Origin of the sequence: Dermacoccus sp. 147Ba (assembly GCF_004151355.1) — a bacterium.
GTDB classification, from domain to species: domain Bacteria; phylum Actinomycetota; class Actinomycetes; order Actinomycetales; family Dermatophilaceae; genus Dermacoccus; species Dermacoccus abyssi.
Genome location: NZ_SEHL01000003.1, coordinates 72,011 through 88,966, shown reverse-complemented (window position 1 = coordinate 88,966; position 16,956 = coordinate 72,011). Strand labels below are relative to the sequence as shown.

Below are 16,956 nucleotides of genomic sequence, written 5' to 3'. Positions count from 1 at the left end.
TCCTCCTCACCTCGAGTGAGGGACCACGTCCGCAAGCGGCACGAGCCGCGCACGAACGGGTGAGTCTCGACTTCCTCCGCCGGTGCTAACCGGTTCAGGTTCGAGGGTTTAGTGCCCTACCTCGGCACGATCTCAGCGCAACGTGCGCTCCCCTGTCGTTCGCAGGCGACATTACACGTCGACCAATCGGCCCGCACGACTGGCGAACACACAACACCGCCTGCGAATATGGGCACAAGACATTGACCACCCTTGGAAGGGGAGACAACATGGGCAACCTCGTCTGGAAGGTACTCAGCCTCGGCGCCGGAATCGTCGCCAGCAAGGCAGCCACCACCGTCGCGACCAAGGGCTGGAAGGCCGCCACCGGCAAGAGCCCGCGCAGCGCCAAGGACCCGAACGCCGGCATCCTAGAAGCCGCCATCTACGCCGCCATCTCCACCGGCGCCCTCGCCGCCGCCAAGATGTACGCCGAGCGTCGCGCAGCCGACTACTACACCAAGTCCGCCGGCCACCCGCCGCAGGCGCTCGTCAAGCGCGCCGAGGAAGAGGCCAAGGAAGCCAAGAAGGGCAAGAGCCAGGCGCCTGTCGTCGTCATGAAGTGATTCCCTTCGTGCTGTCGCACCGAGCGTGGCGGCCGAGCCTGCGAGGCCGCCACGCTCGGTGCGACAGCACTCGGGGGAGTCCGCTTCCAGCGGGGTCGCGCACTCAAGGAGTGTTGCGGCCCCGTTGCCGTACCCGGCTCTTCATACCCGCCGGGTTGATCGTTTCCCTGCGTGACGGGGTCGCGCACTCGAGGAGTGTTGCGGCCCCGTTGCCGTACCCGGCGCTTATGCCGCGAGTCTTTTCTCCCCCTTTGGGGTGAAGTGTTACGACGCGTCATGACGGGAGTTTTCGCGTTCCTTCCGCTGCACCGCGACGCGCTGTAGCGTCATCGCATGACGACGACGTCCGCGGGTGAAAACCCCACCAACAGCGGCCCCCACGAGGGCGTTCCCGGCGCGTTCTCCGCGTACCGCGACTACATCCCCGCCACCAAGGGCGTGCACGACGAATCCGTCACCGCCGACGCCAAGATGCGGCCCGACTACTGCACCGTCCTCAGCCGCATCGAAGCCCTCGGCCCCGAACGCCTCACCGCGCGCCTCCGGGAAACCGCCGATGACCTCGAAGAACTGGGCGTCACGATCAACTCCAAGGACGGCAACCGCCCCTACCCCATCGACATCGCGCCCCGCATCATCACCGCCGAACGCTGGGCCGAGATCAGCGCCGGCCTCGAACAGCGCGTGCGCGCGCACGAGCTGTTCCTGCGTGACGTCTACGGCCCGGGCGAAATCCTCAAAGCCGGCCGCATCGACCGCGAGGTCCTGCGCCGCGCGCCCGGCTACTCCAAGGACGGCCACAAGGTGCCCGAAGGGTTCGTCCGCGCCGGCCTGTGCGGGCTCGACCTCGTCTCCCCCTCCGCCGGCGAGTGGATCGTCCTGGAGGACAACCTGCGGATGCCCGGCGGGCTCGGCATGAGCCACATCAACCGGCGCATCCTCGAAGACCACTTCGCCGAGATCCTGCCCACGCCCGGCAAACTGCGTCACCCCCGCGAGGCCTACCCCATCCTGCGCGAAGCCTTCCTCGCGGCAGCAGCTCTCGTCGAGGGCGCAGACGCCGACGACGAACTCGGCCTGTGCATGGTCTCCCCCGGTGAAACCGACACCACGTGGTACGAGCAGAACCTCGTCAGTGGCGAAATCGGCGCGGCCCTCGTCACCGCCGACAAACTGCTCGTCGACGACGGCATCCTCTACCGCCTCGACGGTGACGATCGCCACCGCGTCCACCTCCTCAACCCGCGGATGGGCGAGGAGGAACTGTTCGGCTCCGAGGGCGCCGACGGGCGCAAGCTCGGCGAGACACTGCGCGACGTCATGGCTGCCGGTGCCGTCACCATCATCAACGCCCCCGGCAACGGTCTCGCCGACGACAAGGCCGTCTACGCACTCGTGCCCTACATGATCGATTTCTACCTCGGCGAGGAACCCCTCATCGGCCAGGTGCCGACGTTGCTGTGCTCCGACGAGAAGCAGCGCGAGGAGGTCCTCGACCGGCTCGACGAGCTCGTCGTCAAGCCCATCGACGGCTACGGCGGCACCGGCATCACCGTCGGTCCCGAGTGCTCCGAGGACGAACTCGAGGAGCGACGCAGCGAAATCCGAGAGACGCCGGCGCGGTTCGTCGCGCAGGACATCATCCCGCTCTCCACACTGCCGACGCTCTCCGACGGAGCATTCGCGCCCAGTCACGTCGATCTGCGAGCCTTCGTCATGCAACGCCCGGACCCGGACGACCCCTCTCGCACGAACGCCCAGACGGCGCCCACCGCGATGACGCGAGTCGCTCCGGTGGGCACGATGATCGTCAACGTCTCCGCGGGCGGAGGCGGGAAGGACACCTGGATCAAGTCGTGAGCTTCAACCCCCGAACGAGCGAGACCTCGCCCGCCCGGCCGTCGGTACGCCACTCACTTCACCCGTGCCTGTCCCCCGACGGCAAGCTGCTCGCCGCCGTCGTCATCGACGAGGACGGCTACCCGCACGCCGTGCAACGTCCGCTCGCCACACCCGACGGCGTCGGTGCCGGCCCCGAACGCACCGTGCCCATCCCGACGCCGGGCCCGGTGCGCAACGTCGCGTACTCCCACGACGGTCACTGGATCGCCTGCGAGGTCGCCCCCGACGGTGGTGAGCGCGAGGAGATCTGGCTGTTCACCACCGACCCGGACGACCAGAGCGCGGTCAACCCGTTCGAGTTCACCGACGCGACCGTGCAGATCGTCTGCTGGGACGGCGTCGAACTCGCCCTCACCGCCATCGACGACTCGGGTCTGGCCGAAGGTCGCGTCCTGTCCGCCGTCACCCAGGACGTGCGCGTCGTCGACCGGCGGGTCGGCGGCGAACTCGTCCACGTCCGCGATGGCGTGGCGCTGTTCCGCGTCGGTTCGCGTGGCCACCGCGAGTTGCTGCGCGTCGACGTCGGGGGCGCCTGGTGGCCGCTTCTGCCGCCCGACCCCGGGTCGACGACCGACGCCGGCGTCGTGCTCGACGCAGGGCACGAGAGCGGAGTCATGCGAGCCCTCGTGCGCAGCGACCACCACGGCGAACGCTTCCGCCTGCTCGACGTGCGCGTCGGCCCCGACGGCACCGACGTCCGTGAACTCGCCGCGCGGGCCGACGCCGATCTCGACGAGTTCTCCGTCAGCCGTGACGGGTCCACCGCCACGCTGCTGTGGAACCACGACGGCCGCAGCCGCATCCAGATCCTCGACCTGCGCTACGGCGAACCCCGCGAACTCCCCGCGCCGCGCTTGCCGAAGGTCGTCGTCACCTCGCCGTCCCTCACCGCGGACGGACGGCTGCTCACGTTCTGTGTGCAGGGCCCCGAGTTCCCACCGCGCGTCGTGCTCTGGGACGTCGCGCACGGCACGTGGACCGGCGACGAGCCCGGCGCGAACCTGTCGCCCGAGGATCCGAGACCACCCATCGGTGCGCCCGGCCCGCTCGCGCGCTACAGCGCGGAGCCGAAGGGCGAAACGGCAGCGCCCGACCCAGAGGCCGACGAGGCTGACTCACGTCCCCTCACCGTGCTCGTCGACGCCGGCAGCGCGACGTTCGTCCCCGAACTCGTGCGCTACCCCGCACGCGACGGCCTCGAGCTCACGGCGTGGGTCTACCGCTGCGGTGACGAGCCCGCGCCGACGATGGTCTACTTCCACGGTGGCCCCGAGGGGCAGTCGCGGCCGAGCTACAACAACGTGCTGCGTCAGGCCGTCGACGCGGGCTACACCGTCGTCGCGCCGAACGTGCGTGGTTCGTCCGGCCAGGGGCGTGCGTTCAGCCACGCCGACGAGCGCTACTCGCGCCTGTCAGCCATCGACGACGTCGCCGACACCGTCGCCCACCTCGTGAAGACCGGCATCTCCGACCCCGAGAAGTTGGTGGTCAGCGGACGCTCGTACGGCGGTTACCTCACCCTCGCGACGCTCGTGCGTCACCCCGAGCTGTGGCGTGGCGCCATCGCAGCCTGCGGCATGAGCGACCTCGAAACGTTCTACCGCGACACCGAGCCGTGGATCGCCGTCGCCGCTCTGCCGAAGTACGGCCACCCCCTCCAGGAGCGCGAACTGCTGCAGGAGTTGTCGCCGATCCACGGGCTGGGAGAGGTCATCGTTCCCGTGCTCTTCGTCCACGGCGCGCACGACACCAACGTGCCCGTCAACGAGACACGTCAGGCCATCGCCGTCCTGGAGTCGAACGGGGTGGGCACCGACCTGCTCCTGTTCGAGGACGAAGGCCACGAGTTCGTCAAGAGAGCCAACCGGCACCGCCTCGGTGACCGGGTCGTCGCATTTCTCGAGGAGGTACTGGGCTGATGTTCGGTCGAGGCAAAGGTTCCAAGGCGCCGGAGGGCGACCTCGCCGCGCAGGTCGTCGAGTGGCGGCGGTGGCTTCACGAGAACGCCGAGCGTTCGTACGAGGAGCACGAGACGACGGATTACGTCGCCTCAGTGCTCGAGGACATGGGCCTCAAGGTTCACCGCTTCGACATGGGCACCGGTCTGTGGTGTGACGTTCCCGCCGCCGACGGAGCCTCGTCGAAGGACGTCGTGGGGCTGCGCGCCGACATCGACGCCCTGCCCATGACGGAGGACACGGGGCTCGACTTCGCGAGCGCCAACGAGGGCGTCAGCCACGCGTGCGGGCACGACGCGCACACGGCCATGCTGCTCGGCGCCGCGTCGCTGCTCGTGGCCGACCCGCCCCCGCAGCCCGTGCGCCTCATCTTCCAGCCGGCCGAGGAGACACAGCCCGGCGGTGCGAAAAAGTGCGTCGAGGAGGGCGTCACCGACGGTCTGACGCAGCTCATGGGGTTGCACTGTGACCCACACCGTCCCACCGGCGAGGTCGGGGTCATCGCCGGCCCCATCACCTCCTCGAACGCCAACTTCGGCATCACCGTGACGTCGTCGGGCGGTCACACGGCCCGTCCGCACGAGACGGGCGACACGATCTTCGCCGCTGCGCAGATCGTCACCGGGCTGACGGCGGCGCTCGACCGCCGCGTCGACCCGCGCGCCGGCGCGGTGCTGACGTTCGGTTCGATCAACGGCGGCAGTGCGGTCAACGTCATCCCCGCGAAGGTGGAGATGTGGGGCACGCTGCGCAGCGCGAAGCGTGACGTGTGGGAGATCGGCGAGGAACTCGTCACGACGTCCGTCGCGTCGATCGCGGCCACGTTCGGCGTGGAGGCTGAGGTCACGTACACCCAGGGGCCTCCGCCGGTCATCAACGACGAGGAGTGCGCCGAGCGGGCGCGCGCGGCCGTCGTCTCGGTGTTCGGTGAGGAGGGTGTCGGCACAGCGGAGCAGTCCTCCGGCGGCGACGACTTCTCCTGGTACCTCGACTCCGTGCCCGGCGTCTACCTACGCTTCGGCGTCCACTCCGGCAAGGGCGAGGAGACCGACCTGCACCACCCGGGGTTCCTGCTCGACGAGGACGCCCTCGCCGACGGCGCCCGCCTCTTCGACGCCTTCGCCCGCGGCTGACACCACGCTCCGGCCCACATGGTGACAGTTGGGGTACTTGGTGACGTTCAACCGTCACCAAGTACCCCAACTGTCCCCAACTTCTCCGGAGGCTTCACGCCGCTCGCGTGACAGCCATCGCCTCGCGGATCGTTCGAACCAACCGAACCGGCGGCGACAGGTCGCTCCAGGTGAAGCGCACCACGACGTAGCCAAGTCGCCGCAGTCGCATTTCGCGTCGCTTCTCGGCACGCAGCGCCTCGGGGTGCGTGTACTTCACCATGCCGTCGAACTCGAGGACGACACGAGTCCCTTCGACGAGGAAGTCAACGCGGGCGAACGGGAGCGACTCGTCGTCCCAGATCTCCACCTGCGGAATCACTGCGATTCCGGCATCCCGGCAGATCAACCGCAGGAGTGATTCGCCGGCGGATTCGATCGCTCCGTCGGCGAGCTCGACCGCTGCACGAGCCTGCCCGACACCGGCCTTGCGACCGTAGGCGACCAGTGCTGATTCGAGCTCCCCCGGGGTTCCGCCCTCGAACAGGTAGGAGTCGGCACTCACGACACCCGCCCGCAGACCTTCGTGTGCGGCAACCTCGATGGCGGCCTCAGCGGCAGCCTGCACACCCAGCCCATCGACCTGCTCCGGCGCCTCGCCCCAGGCCCGACGGCACACGAAGTCGTCGCGCCTCGATTGCACCCGTGGGTGGCGCGCCACTTCGATGCGATCAGGGAACCGCAGGACCGCGAGCCGGTGAACCACGAGGGCGGATCCGCCGATGAGGTGCGCCCCCGGGAGCGTCTGCAGGAGTGCCTCACAGCGGCGCACATGGTGAAGTCGACGAGCGGCGAAGTGGTCCATGTCCGCGGCGCACGGATCGACGATGCCGTACGCCCCGTAGCTGTACGACGTCACGAAGCCTGCGCGACGCCACGCCCTCAGCGTTGAGACGTCGATCCCTGCGGAGGCGAGATCACGCCGGGTGACGTAGGTGAGGCCGTCTGCCAGACGGCGGGCGAGATACGGCGGTAAGGGAGCGGCGGGCATGTCTCAAGGCTGGATCGACTCGGCAACGTTGTCACGCATGGCCATCTCGACCCTGTGGATAACTCGGAGTTGGTGGCAGTTGGGGTACCTGGTGACGGTTGAACGTCACCAGGTACCCCAACTGTCACCAACTTCTGGCGCCTCCTGCGTCAGGCGCGGCGGCGGTGGAAGAAGTCGGTGAGCACCTCGGCACACTCGGCTTCGCGGATGCCGCCGACCACCTCGATGCGGTGCGTGGAGCGGGAGTCACGCACGACGTCCCACAGCCCACCGCACGCGCCGGCCTTGCGGTCCCACGCGCCGAGCACGATGCGCGGCAGCCTCGCCTGGACGGCGGCACCGGCGCACATGAGGCACGGTTCGAGCGTGACGACGAGCGTGCAGCCGTCGAGGCGCCAACTCCCGCGGGACGTCGCGGCCCGCCGCATCGCGACGATCTCCGCGTGCCCGGTCGGATCGCCGTCCGCCTCACGCAAGTTCGCGCCGACACCGGTGACGGCGCCGCCCTCGTCGACGACGAGCGCCCCCACCGGAACGTCCCCCGCAGCCGCCGCTTCGCGCGCTCGGGCGAGGGCGTCCGCCATCCACGTCGCATACGTCGTCTCGACGGCAGGTGCTGCAGGCAGGTCCACGGGTTAAGTTTGTCCCATGCGTGTCATCGTCGCCGACCACCCGCTCATCTCGCACAAGCTCACGACGCTGCGGGACAAGCGCACCGACTCCCCCACGTTCCGCCGCCTCGCGGACGAACTCGTCACGCTGCTCGCGTACGAGGCCACGCGCGACGTGCGCGTCGAAGAGGTCGACGTCGAGACCCCGGTGACGAAGGCGCGCGGCATCAAGCTCGCCACGCCGCGTCCCCTCATCGTGCCGATCCTGCGCGCCGGGCTCGGCATGCTCGACGGCATGGTGCGGCTGCTGCCGACGGCGGAGGTCGGCTTCCTCGGCCTGGTGCGCAACGAGGAGACCCTCGAGGCCACCACGTACGCCAACCGTCTGCCCGACGACCTCTCGAGCCGCCAGGTCTACGTCGTCGACCCGATGCTCGCCACGGGTGGCACGCTGGCCGCGACGATCGACTACCTCGTCGAGCGCGGCGCCGACGACATCACCGCCGTCGTCCTCATCGCGGCACCCGAGGGCGTCGAGAAGCTGCGCGAACTCACGGCGCACATCAACGTTCCGATCACCGTCGTCACCGGCGCGATGGACGAGAAGCTCAACGAAAACGGCTACATCGTGCCCGGCCTCGGCGACGCGGGAGACCGCCTCTACGGCATCGCGAAGAACGACGCCTGAGATTCGCCGTCACTGGCGGCGCGACGGCTCACCCCAGGTCGATCGTATCGCCCCAGCCGACGTCACGCGCCTGCTTGTAGAGCGCGCCCCGCTTCTTGCTCACGACGGCGCGGCGCACCTGTCCACTGGCGTTCGAGGCATCGTTCGATTCGCACACCTGCAGTTCGACAAAGCCTTTGTTCTTGCGCGGGTGCCGGATGACACGCGCCGGCTGCTCACTGGCTGACGCGTCGGCGGCCGGAGCCGCGAAGCCCTGCGCGAGATGCGCCGGTCGTCGCACCATCGCGACGTAGCTGAACTTCTCGTCCTCGTGCGACAGTTCGCCGCCCTTGATCTGCCGGTGCACCGACGAGCGATTCACCCGGGCCGCGAAGTGACACCAGTCGGGCTCGTCCTTCGCCAGCAGGGGGCACTCGCCTTGGTGCGGGCACGGCGCCGCCACCTGCCAGGTCTCCGCGAGCAACTGATCGCGCGCTCGCAGGATGCGGCGGTAGCCGTCCGGCGTCCCGGGTTCGACGATGACGATGGCGCGCGTCGCAGCAGCAGCCGCCTCGGCGACGATCTTGTCGGCCTGCTCGCTCGTCAGTTCGCTGAGCACGTACGAGACGGTGACGAGCTCAGCCCCACCCGCGGACGGCGACCCGACGGAGACGTTCCACGACCCGACGCGCCCTTCCTGCCATACGGTGCGCGCGAGCGCGGACACCCCGCTGGCCTTCGCCAAGCGCTGCCCCAGGTCGAGTGCTTCGGGCACCTGATCGAGAACGCTCACTTCCTCGAGCGAGTCGAAGACGTCAGCGGCCGCCCAGGCCGCGGCCCCCGTCCCGCCGCCGAGGTCGGCGAGCGAACGCACGGAGCCCGCCTCGAACGTCCCCGATGCCGCGAGCGCCCGCAGCGCGGCGCGCACCGCGCCGAACGTCGCCGGCATCCGGTAGTGGGCATAGGCCAGGACGTCGACCGGCTTGGCGAGGATGGGGTCGGACGCCGCAGCGACCGCGCGGTAACGCGTCGACAGCCGCTCGACGGCCGCCGTCAACTGCTTGAGCGCCGTCCCCGATGCCTCGCGCTCGAGGGCTTCACGCAACGTCATCGACAGATCCACAGGCGCGAGCCTACTGATCCGTGCCCCGGCGCGCCTTCTTCGCTCATACCCCAGGCGCTGGAAGAATGCACGAGTTGCCCGTCCCTCTTTGGGCGCGTCGCCCACCCGAGAGAGAAGACATCGAAATGGACAAGATCAACTTCAAATCGATCCTGAAGTTCTTGTTGTTCGCGTTCCTCATCTACGCCATCTTCAGCTCGCCCGGTCAGTCGGCGGACGTCGTCCGCTCCATCGGCAACGTCCTGCGCAACGCGGTCACCAACCTGGGCGAGTTCTTCGACGCGTTGCTCGGCAAGAGCTGACGCCATGGGCCCGCTGCGCCCGACCCGCCCGTCCGAGAGCGTCGCCGGGTACCTCGCCAGGAACGAGCACGTCGTTCTCGAGATGAAGCAGCACTGGGCGCAGCTCCTGCCCGCCCTCAGCTCCTGTCTGCTCGGTCTCGTCCTCGTCGTCGTCGCGGGCCTCAGCGCCCCCGCCTGGATGGGCCCGGTGACCAATGCGGCCTGGTGGATCTGGCTCGTCCTCCTCCTTCACTTCTTCTGGCGCCTCTTCGAGTGGTGGGACAAGACCTTCGTCATCACGAACAAGCGCCTCATCCTCCTGCACGGCCTCTTCTTCAAGAAGGTCGCGATGATGCCGCTGTCCAAGGTGACCGACATGTCGTACAACCGCTCCCCTGCGGCGCGCATCCTCGGTTACGGCACGTTCGTCATCGAGTCGGCCGGCCAAGAGCAGGCGCTCAACGTCATCGACTACGTGAGCGAGCCCGACTCGAAGTACCGCGAGATCTGCGGTCTCATCTTCGGCGTCGGTGACGACGAGGGCCACCCCTCGCGGCATCCGCATCATTCGGACGAGGTGTTCGACCCGTACCGCGACGAAAACAAGACACTCCCGGTCCGCGTTCGCACGCGCGACACGCAATTCGGGACAGACGAACGTCCCGGTCGCACCCGCGGACCGGTTCCGCGCTCCAGCGATGAGACCGATCCTTACGGAATGGTCACTTTCAGCCGTCCGCTCTGGGCCGACGAGTGTGACCGTGCTTACGGTGAATTTCGTGACGTGGGCGAGGAATCGGACGACACGGACGATGACTCGGCTTGGTCGGTGAGCCGCGAACACGCGACCGCCCCACAGACCATCCGGCGCTCTCGGTATGCGGACACACCCTCCACATGGCGAGACGGCGAGTAATCTCACACGGTTAAAACTCACCTGTGGAAGGTCGCTCCTATGAGCCTTTTGCGTACCAAGTCGATCGAGGCTTCGATCGCTGACTCGGAGGCGTCCGAGTTCCAGCTGAAGAAGAATCTCTCGGCTCTCGACCTCACCGTTTTCGGTATCGGCGTCATCATCGGCGCCGGTATCTTCACGGTGACCGGCAGCGCCGCCGCCACGATGGCCGGCCCCGCCATCGTCCTGTCGTTCCTGCTCGGCGCCGTCTGCTGTGGCCTCGCCGCGCTGTGCTACGCCGAGCTCTCCTCGACCGTGCCTGTCTCGGGTTCGGCCTACACGTTCTCGTACGCGACGATGGGTGAACTCATCGCCTGGATCGTCGGTTGGGATCTGCTCCTCGAGCTGATCCTCGCCGCCGGCGTCGTCGCTCAGGGCTGGAGCGCGTACTTCAACATCCTGTTCGGCGAGTGGGGCCTCAAGCTGCCCGAGAAGCTGCAGGGAGGCACCGGCTGGTTCGACCACTTCGACCTCGCCGCCTTCGGTCTCGTCGCCGCGCTGACCTGCCTCATCGCCGTCGGCATCAAGGAGTCGCTGCGCATCAACTTCGCGCTCGTGGCTGTCAAGGTCTTCATCGTGCTGTTCATCATCGTGATGGGTATCCAGTACATCGACGCGAAGAACTACACCCCTTTCATCCCGCCGGCTCAGCAGCTCGAGGGTGAGTCGCAGACGATGCACCGCCCGCTGTGGGAGATCCTCACCGGCATGGAGCCGCAGGCCTTCGGCGTCATGGGCGTCATCTCAGGTGCCGCCCTCGTGTTCTTCGCCTACATCGGCTTCGACGTCGTCGCGACGACGGCCGAGGAGACCCGCAACCCGAAGCGCGACCTGCCGATCGGCATCATCGGCTCCCTGGTCATCTGCACCATCCTTTACGTGTCCGTCTGCCTCGTCATCACCGGCATGGTGAAGTACGACAAGATCGACCCGAAGGGAGCGCTCGCAGCAGCCTTCCGAGACGCGGGGCACCCCGGTTATGCGCAGATCATCTCCGCAGGTGCTGTGGCCGGTCTGGCCACCGTCGTCATGACCCTCATGATCGGCGCCACCCGCGTCATGTACGCGATGTCGCGTGACGGCCTCCTGCCGCGCGGCATGGCCAAGACGAACCCCAAGACGGGTACGCCGGTGCCGATGACGCTCGTCATGGGCTTCCTCATCGCGGTTGCAGCGGCCACCATCCCGATCGGCGAGTTCGAAGAGATGGTGAACATCGGTACCCTCTCGGCGTTCTTCCTCGTCTCGCTGGCCGTGCCGATCATGCGTAAGGCCCGCCCCGATCTCGAGCGTCCGTTCAAGGTGCCGGGCAGCCCGGTTCTGCCGTGGCTGTCGGCGGCGATCTGCCTCTACCTCATGCTCAACCTGCCGGTGGAGACGTGGCTGCGATTCGCCGTCTGGCTCCTCATCGGCTTCATCATTTACTTCGCCTACGGTCAGCGCCACTCGCGCGTCGGTCGCAACCCGCAGTTGCAGGGCGGCGTCGGTGACGGCGTGTACGCCACCGACCTCGACTCCTCGGTGGGCGAAGGATTCACGAAGGACGAGCGCTACTCGTCCGACGAGCGCCACTGACGCTCACCTTCGGGTCACGAGGGCCTCGCTCCGGCAATCTGCTGGGGCGGGGCCTTCGTCGTGCCGGCTCGGACACCTGAACGGCCGCGTAAACTTGGCTGGTCGCCCCGAGCCCGGAGCGGCCACCCGCCCACGTCACACCAGAGGTTCGTTCATGGCCATCCGCCCCATCACCATCGTCGGCCACAAGGCTCTGCACTCCCCGACGAAGCGGGTCAAGGAGATCACGGACGACATCCGCACCCTCGTCGACGACATGTTCGAGACGATGGAGGCCGCGAACGGCGTCGGCCTCGCGGCGAACCAGGTGGGCGTCAAGCAGCGCATCTTCGTCTACGACTGCCCCGACGACGACCTCGGCGAGAACCGCAAGGGCGTCGTCATCAACCCGAAGCTCGAGAAGGGCCGCGTGCCCGCCGGCGAGGCCGACGAGGAGAACGACAACGAGGGCTGCCTCTCGGTGCCGGGTGAGCACTTCCCGACGGCGCGCGCCGACTGGGCGAAGGTGACGGGTACCGACCTCGACGGCAACGAGGTCGTCCTCGAGGGGCACGGCTTCTTCGCCCGCATGCTCCAGCACGAGACCGACCACCTCGACGGCTACCTCTACCTCGACCGCCTCACCCCGACGATGCGCCTCGAGTCGCGCGAGGCCGTCAAGGACCGCGGCTGGCAGTACGACGGCCTGACGAAGTGGGACCCGGCCACCACGAAGGCCGAGGACGTCTGAGCGTAGTCCGGCACTCGAACCCACCATCTTCGCGGGAGGTTAGCCTGGGGCCATGAAGGCCGAGGCAGTCTCCACACCGCACACGTACCACGGCGAGGGTGTCATCTGGCACAACGACTGGGGCAACGGGCACGCGGCCCTGCGCTACGTCGACATGCTTGCCGGCGACGTGCTCGAACTGCAGGACGACGGCGACGTGCGTCGCTTCCACGTCGGCGACGTCGCGGCAGCGCTGCGCCCCCGCCTCGGCGGCGGCGCGATCGTCGCCACGGAGCGCGGCTTCGCGCTCACACGCTCCGCCGACTTCGACGACATCGAGCGCATCGACGACCTGTGGCCCGCCGATCACGAGCCGCGCACCCGTTTCAACGACGGCGGATGCTCCCCCGACGGTTCCTTCTACATGGGCTCCATGGCCTACGACCAGAGCGAAGGCGCCGCGTCGATGTGGCGTCTCGACCCCAACCACATGCCGTCGCACGTCTTCGGCGACGTGACGATCTCGAACGGCCTGTGCTGGTCGCCGGACGGCTCCCTCGCCTACTACAACGACACCCCGACGCGCACGATCCAGGTCTTCGACTGGAACCCCGAGGACGGCCTCGTGAACCCGCGCCCCTTCGTCCGCCTCGAGGACGGGATCGGCTACCCCGACGGCCTCACGGTCGACGCCGAGGGCGGCGTGTGGACGGCACTGTTCGGCGGGTCCGCGGTTCGCCGCTACGACGCCGCCGGCGAGCTCTCCGAGATCGTCGAGGTCGGCCCTTCGCAGGTGACCTGCCCGGCCTTCGGGGGCGTCAACCTCGACACGCTCTACATCACGACGTCGCGCGAGAACCTGCCCGACGACGCGGAACCCGAGGCCGGTGCGCTCTTCGCCTGTACGCCCGGCGTCATCGGTCTGCCGACGCTCCCCTACGGCGGCTGAGCAGGCCGTTAGCCCGTGGCAGGAGCCGATTCGCGTTTCGGCCTGCAGATGTGTAAAGTTCTATCTCGTTGCAACGCGCGATAAGCGCCTCGCAGCCCGCACCCGTAGCTCAACGGATAGAGCATCTGACTACGGATCAGAAGGTTTGGGGTTCGAATCCCTACGGGTGCACTCTGTGTTGAGACAGATGGAAGAGGCCCTCACTTCGGTGAGGGTCTCTTGCTTTGTTCCCGAAACCTCCTACGCCCGGATGTCACACCTCTCCCGGCGAACGGCTCACCTCCGGCGGTAGTTGAACGTAGAATCACCCTGGCTGTCATCGCAGCCACGAAGCGCCTCCCCTCGAGCACCTGCAACGGCCCGCCCCACAAGGCGCGGTCCACGTCAGGATGACGCGTCAGGGTCGGGTGCACGACCACGCCTGATCCTGAAGGACATTTCCATGCGCACGATGCCCGTACTCGCCACTGCCACGATGATGCTCGCCGCCCCGATGCTGGCACCGGCCGCTCAGGCGGCGCCCGCCGTGAAGTTCTCGCGCTGGGTCGTCGACCTGCCGGGCAACGACAAGGTGACGGCTGCCAACCTCAACAAGGAGTACATCACCCTCACCAACACGACCGCGAAGACGATCACCATCGGCGGCTACCGCGTTTCGGACAGGGGCTCCAAGCACGTCTACGTCATCCCGAAGGGCTTCAAGCTCGGGGCCAAGAAGTCGGTCGTCATTCGCTCCGGACAGGGCAAGAACTCCTCGACGACGCTCTACTGGGGTCAGGCCGTCAAGGGCCTCAAGCCGGTGAGCCGCAACAGCTTCGTGTGGAACAACAGCGGTGAAACCGCCACCCTGCGCAACGCTGCCGGCAAGGCCGTCCACGTCTGCACGTACAAGAAGAACAAAAGCGGCTCGACATCCTGCTGACCGGAGCTGTGACGTGGGCCTGAGCGGGACGACGTTCGTCCTGCTCGGGCTCCTCGTCTGCGCCGGTGCCTTCGTCCAGCGCATTGCCGGGTTCGGCCTGGCCGTCGTCGCGGCGCCATTCGTCGTGACGTTCGCGCCGCAGGTCATGCCGGCGGCGCTTCTGCTCGTCGTCCTGCCCCTGCCTGTCGTCGAGATCCTGCGCAACGGGCGAGACATCCTGTGGCGCCCGTTCGGCTGGGCCACCGGCTTCCGTGCGCTCACCATGCCGCTCGGCGTCTGGGTCGTGGCGCAAGCCTCTGGCGACGCCATATCCCTCGGGGTGGCCTTCATGGTGCTCGTCGCAGTGGCCGGATCCCTCACCCGCGTGCGGGTACGCGCCGGGACCGTGACGTCGTCCGTCGCCGGCGCCCTCACCGGCGTCTCGGCGACGGCTGCGTCGATCGGCGGCCCCTTCTTCAGCCTCGCGCTTCAGGAGGAGCAGCCACAACGCGCACGCTCCACGCTCGCGCCGTTCTTCCTCGTCGGTTCGCTACTGTCACTCACCGGTCTCGTCGTCGGAGGTCAGCTACCTCGCGACGCCTGGACGGCCGGCCTCGGGTGGCTGCCGTTCATGGCCGTCGGCGCGCTGCTGGCCCAGCCGTTGCGTCACCGTATCGATCAGGCTCGCTTCAAGCGGGTCGTTTTCGCCCTCGCGACGACGAGTGCGTTGGGCGTCATCGCCCGCGTTGCACTGACGTAGCGCTCACCGCACAACCGTGCGGGTATTGCCGTCGCGCCGGGTCCAGCCGCGAGCGTCGAGGTGCTCGAGAAGCGGGATGACGACACGGCGGGTCGTGCCGAGAGCCTGACGCGCATCGCTCGTCGTGAACGGCTGCGGGAGCGCCGCGAGCTCACGCATGGCCTGCGCCGGCGCATCCGGCAGCAGGACGATGTCCGCCGGCTGCGCTCGCAGGCGCAGCACGAGTCCCCGCTCGGCCGCGGCAGCAATCTCCCGGGAGCCGAGTTTCCAAGCGGTGAGGTCGTCGGCCTCAGGAGCATCGAAGGGGCTCGCCTGCAGGCGTTCACGGAGCTGGGCCAGGGCGGTGTCCGCTCCGCCCAGGTCACGTCGGTGTTCGGCGCCCCGCACGCGTCCGGCGTCCACGTCCAGGCCGGAGGCCGCGGCCAGCAGATGGACGACGGCGGGGGACGTGTCGAGTTCGCGCGCGAGCGCTGCAACAGCGACACCAGGGCTCAGCGGGTCACGGGCGTCTTCGCTCACGAGTTCGTCGAGTTGTTGCGACCACGCGGTCACCTGCGCGGCCGACACCGCCACGCGGTCGACGATCCCGAAGCCGTCTCCGTTCGGCAGAGCCAGTGGCCAGTCGCCCCAACCCGTCGCTCCGGCGCCTTCGAGCCAGGCGACCGAAACGTGCCCCCGGTCGACGACGAGATCGGACGCGCGGCCGCTCTCCCACCCCGCCAACGTCGCGGCGCGGGCGGCTCCAGCACCGCGCCGCTCGAGCGGTGGCGGGTCGAGATCGAGCACGGTGGCGCCTGCGTGGATGCGCGCGGCCGAGTCGTCGCGCACGATGACGCGATCCCCCAGCCGCAGCGGCAGCGGTGATTCGAGCCGCAGTCGGGCGGTCTCGTCGTCGAACGGCCGCACACGGGCAGGCACAGCCGCAGTGCCGACGTGCACGGAGACCTCACGCGAGGACTCCGACCACGCGCAACCCGTCTCACGGCGCACGTCGATCGTCGTGGACTCCAGACCCCCGGCGGGACGAAGCAGCGCGCTGCCGCGGGGAGCGGCGTCCCGGGTGATCCCGCGCAACCCCACAGCGCAACGCGAGACGGGGCCGACCTCGTCACGCGATTCTCCGAGCACCTGGAGAGAGCGGATCGTCGCGCGCTCGCCCGCGACGCTCACCTCGTCCCCCACGCGCAACGTGCCGTGGGCGAGTGTGCCGGTGACGACGGTGCCCGCACCCTTGACCGAGAAGGAGCGGTCGAGCCACATCCGTACCGAGCCTTCACCGTCGAGCGGTGGCATGCCCGCCACGAGGTCGTCGAGGGCCGAACGGAGTTCACCGATGCCGTCGCCCTGCACGGCGTCCGTCTGGACGACGCGCACGGCTCCGAGGGAGGTCTGCGCGATGTGCTCGAGAGCAGAGCGGCGCACTTCGGCGACGCGGTCGGCGTCGGCGAGGCCGCACCGGGTGAGGACGAGCAGACCCGTCTCGAGTCCGAGTGCGTCGATGGCGTCGAGGTGTTCGCTCGACTGCGCCTGCCACCCCTGATCGGCTGCGACCACGAGCATGACGGCGGGAGCGGGCCCGAGACCGGCCAGCATGTTGCCGATGAACCTTCGGTGACCCGGCACGTCGACGAAGGCGACGTGCTCACCGCTTGGCAACTCCAGACCCGCGAATCCGAGGTCGATCGTGAGGCCGCGGCGCTTCTCCTCGGCCCACCGGTCGGGGTCGGTGCCGGTGAGCGCCTGAACGAGTGTGCTCTTGCCGTGGTCGACGTGCCCGGCCGTGGCGATGACCCGCAT

Annotated in this window: 16 protein-coding genes, 1 tRNA gene and 1 riboswitch; of the genes, 13 read left to right on the top strand and 4 right to left on the bottom strand. The window is 68.4% G+C overall.

The features are described from left to right. Positions 1–54 precede the first annotated feature (54 nt). A riboswitch (TPP riboswitch) is annotated at positions 55–164 on the bottom strand. 105 nt (positions 165–269) lie between these two features. From EVU97_RS04885 to EVU97_RS04870, 4 genes are all read left to right on the top strand, one after another. After that, positions 270–605, top strand: coding sequence for a DUF4235 domain-containing protein (locus EVU97_RS04885; protein ID WP_129663999.1), 336 nt, complete (start codon positions 270–272; stop codon positions 603–605). 333 nt (positions 606–938) lie between these two features. Beyond that, on the top strand, positions 939–2,465 hold the full coding sequence (locus tag EVU97_RS04880) for a circularly permuted type 2 ATP-grasp protein (RefSeq protein ID WP_129663997.1): 1,527 nt from the start codon (positions 939–941) through the stop codon (positions 2,463–2,465). Next, on the top strand, positions 2,462–4,426 hold the full coding sequence (locus tag EVU97_RS04875; protein WP_205744859.1) for an alpha/beta fold hydrolase: 1,965 nt from the start codon (positions 2,462–2,464) through the stop codon (positions 4,424–4,426). The genes EVU97_RS04880 and EVU97_RS04875 overlap by 4 nt, the downstream gene beginning before the upstream one ends. After that, the gene (locus EVU97_RS04870; protein WP_129663995.1) at positions 4,426–5,598 is read left to right on the top strand and encodes an amidohydrolase; all 1,173 of its coding nucleotides are present in this window, start codon (positions 4,426–4,428) and stop codon (positions 5,596–5,598) included. Before EVU97_RS04875 ends, EVU97_RS04870 begins: the two co-directional genes overlap by 1 nt. Before the next feature lie 94 nt (positions 5,599–5,692). On the opposite strand, the gene EVU97_RS04865 is transcribed toward EVU97_RS04870, so the two are convergent. Both EVU97_RS04865 and EVU97_RS04860 read right to left on the bottom strand, forming a co-directional pair. Beyond that, positions 5,693–6,628, bottom strand: coding sequence for a DUF559 domain-containing protein (locus EVU97_RS04865; protein ID WP_129663993.1), 936 nt, complete (start codon positions 6,626–6,628; stop codon positions 5,693–5,695). A 149-nt stretch (positions 6,629–6,777) separates the two neighbouring features. Continuing rightward, positions 6,778–7,212, bottom strand: coding sequence for a nucleoside deaminase (locus EVU97_RS04860; RefSeq protein ID WP_129664367.1), 435 nt, complete (start codon positions 7,210–7,212; stop codon positions 6,778–6,780). A gap of 64 nt (positions 7,213–7,276) precedes the next feature. Between EVU97_RS04860 and upp the strand changes: the two genes are divergently transcribed. Further along, positions 7,277–7,927, top strand: coding sequence for a uracil phosphoribosyltransferase (upp, locus tag EVU97_RS04855; protein ID WP_129663991.1), 651 nt, complete (start codon positions 7,277–7,279; stop codon positions 7,925–7,927). A gap of 28 nt (positions 7,928–7,955) precedes the next feature. Here upp and EVU97_RS04850 read toward each other — a convergent pair whose 3' ends face one another. Continuing rightward, positions 7,956–9,029, bottom strand: coding sequence for a small ribosomal subunit Rsm22 family protein (locus EVU97_RS04850; protein WP_240730133.1), 1,074 nt, complete (start codon positions 9,027–9,029; stop codon positions 7,956–7,958). Positions 9,030–9,154: 125 nt separating this feature from the next. Between EVU97_RS04850 and EVU97_RS14940 the strand changes: the two genes are divergently transcribed. The 8 genes from EVU97_RS14940 to EVU97_RS04815 all read left to right on the top strand — a co-directional run bounded on the left by EVU97_RS14940 (position 9,155) and on the right by EVU97_RS04815 (position 15,159). Beyond that, complete coding sequence (locus EVU97_RS14940; RefSeq protein WP_165357884.1) at positions 9,155–9,331, top strand: hypothetical protein; 177 nt, start codon at positions 9,155–9,157, stop codon at positions 9,329–9,331. Between the two features lie 4 nt (positions 9,332–9,335). After that, complete coding sequence (locus EVU97_RS04845) at positions 9,336–10,226, top strand: PH domain-containing protein (RefSeq protein WP_129663989.1); 891 nt, start codon at positions 9,336–9,338, stop codon at positions 10,224–10,226. 39 nt (positions 10,227–10,265) lie between these two features. Then, on the top strand, positions 10,266–11,840 hold the full coding sequence (locus tag EVU97_RS04840) for an APC family permease (RefSeq protein ID WP_129663987.1): 1,575 nt from the start codon (positions 10,266–10,268) through the stop codon (positions 11,838–11,840). A gap of 154 nt (positions 11,841–11,994) precedes the next feature. After that, on the top strand, positions 11,995–12,570 hold the full coding sequence (gene def / locus EVU97_RS04835; RefSeq protein ID WP_047310558.1) for a peptide deformylase: 576 nt from the start codon (positions 11,995–11,997) through the stop codon (positions 12,568–12,570). A gap of 52 nt (positions 12,571–12,622) precedes the next feature. Beyond that, positions 12,623–13,498: an SMP-30/gluconolactonase/LRE family protein gene (locus tag EVU97_RS04830; RefSeq protein WP_129663985.1), complete on the top strand. Its 876-nt coding sequence runs from the start codon at positions 12,623–12,625 to the stop codon at positions 13,496–13,498. A gap of 98 nt (positions 13,499–13,596) precedes the next feature. After that, positions 13,597–13,669 (top strand) — tRNA-Arg (locus tag EVU97_RS04825). A 271-nt stretch (positions 13,670–13,940) separates the two neighbouring features. Continuing rightward, positions 13,941–14,420, top strand: coding sequence for a lamin tail domain-containing protein (locus tag EVU97_RS04820; protein ID WP_129663983.1), 480 nt, complete (start codon positions 13,941–13,943; stop codon positions 14,418–14,420). Between the two features lie 13 nt (positions 14,421–14,433). After that, complete coding sequence (locus EVU97_RS04815; RefSeq protein ID WP_165357883.1) at positions 14,434–15,159, top strand: sulfite exporter TauE/SafE family protein; 726 nt, start codon at positions 14,434–14,436, stop codon at positions 15,157–15,159. Between the two features lie 3 nt (positions 15,160–15,162). On the opposite strand, the gene selB is transcribed toward EVU97_RS04815, so the two are convergent. Next, complete coding sequence (gene selB, locus EVU97_RS04810) at positions 15,163–16,956, bottom strand: selenocysteine-specific translation elongation factor (RefSeq protein ID WP_129663979.1); 1,794 nt, start codon at positions 16,954–16,956, stop codon at positions 15,163–15,165.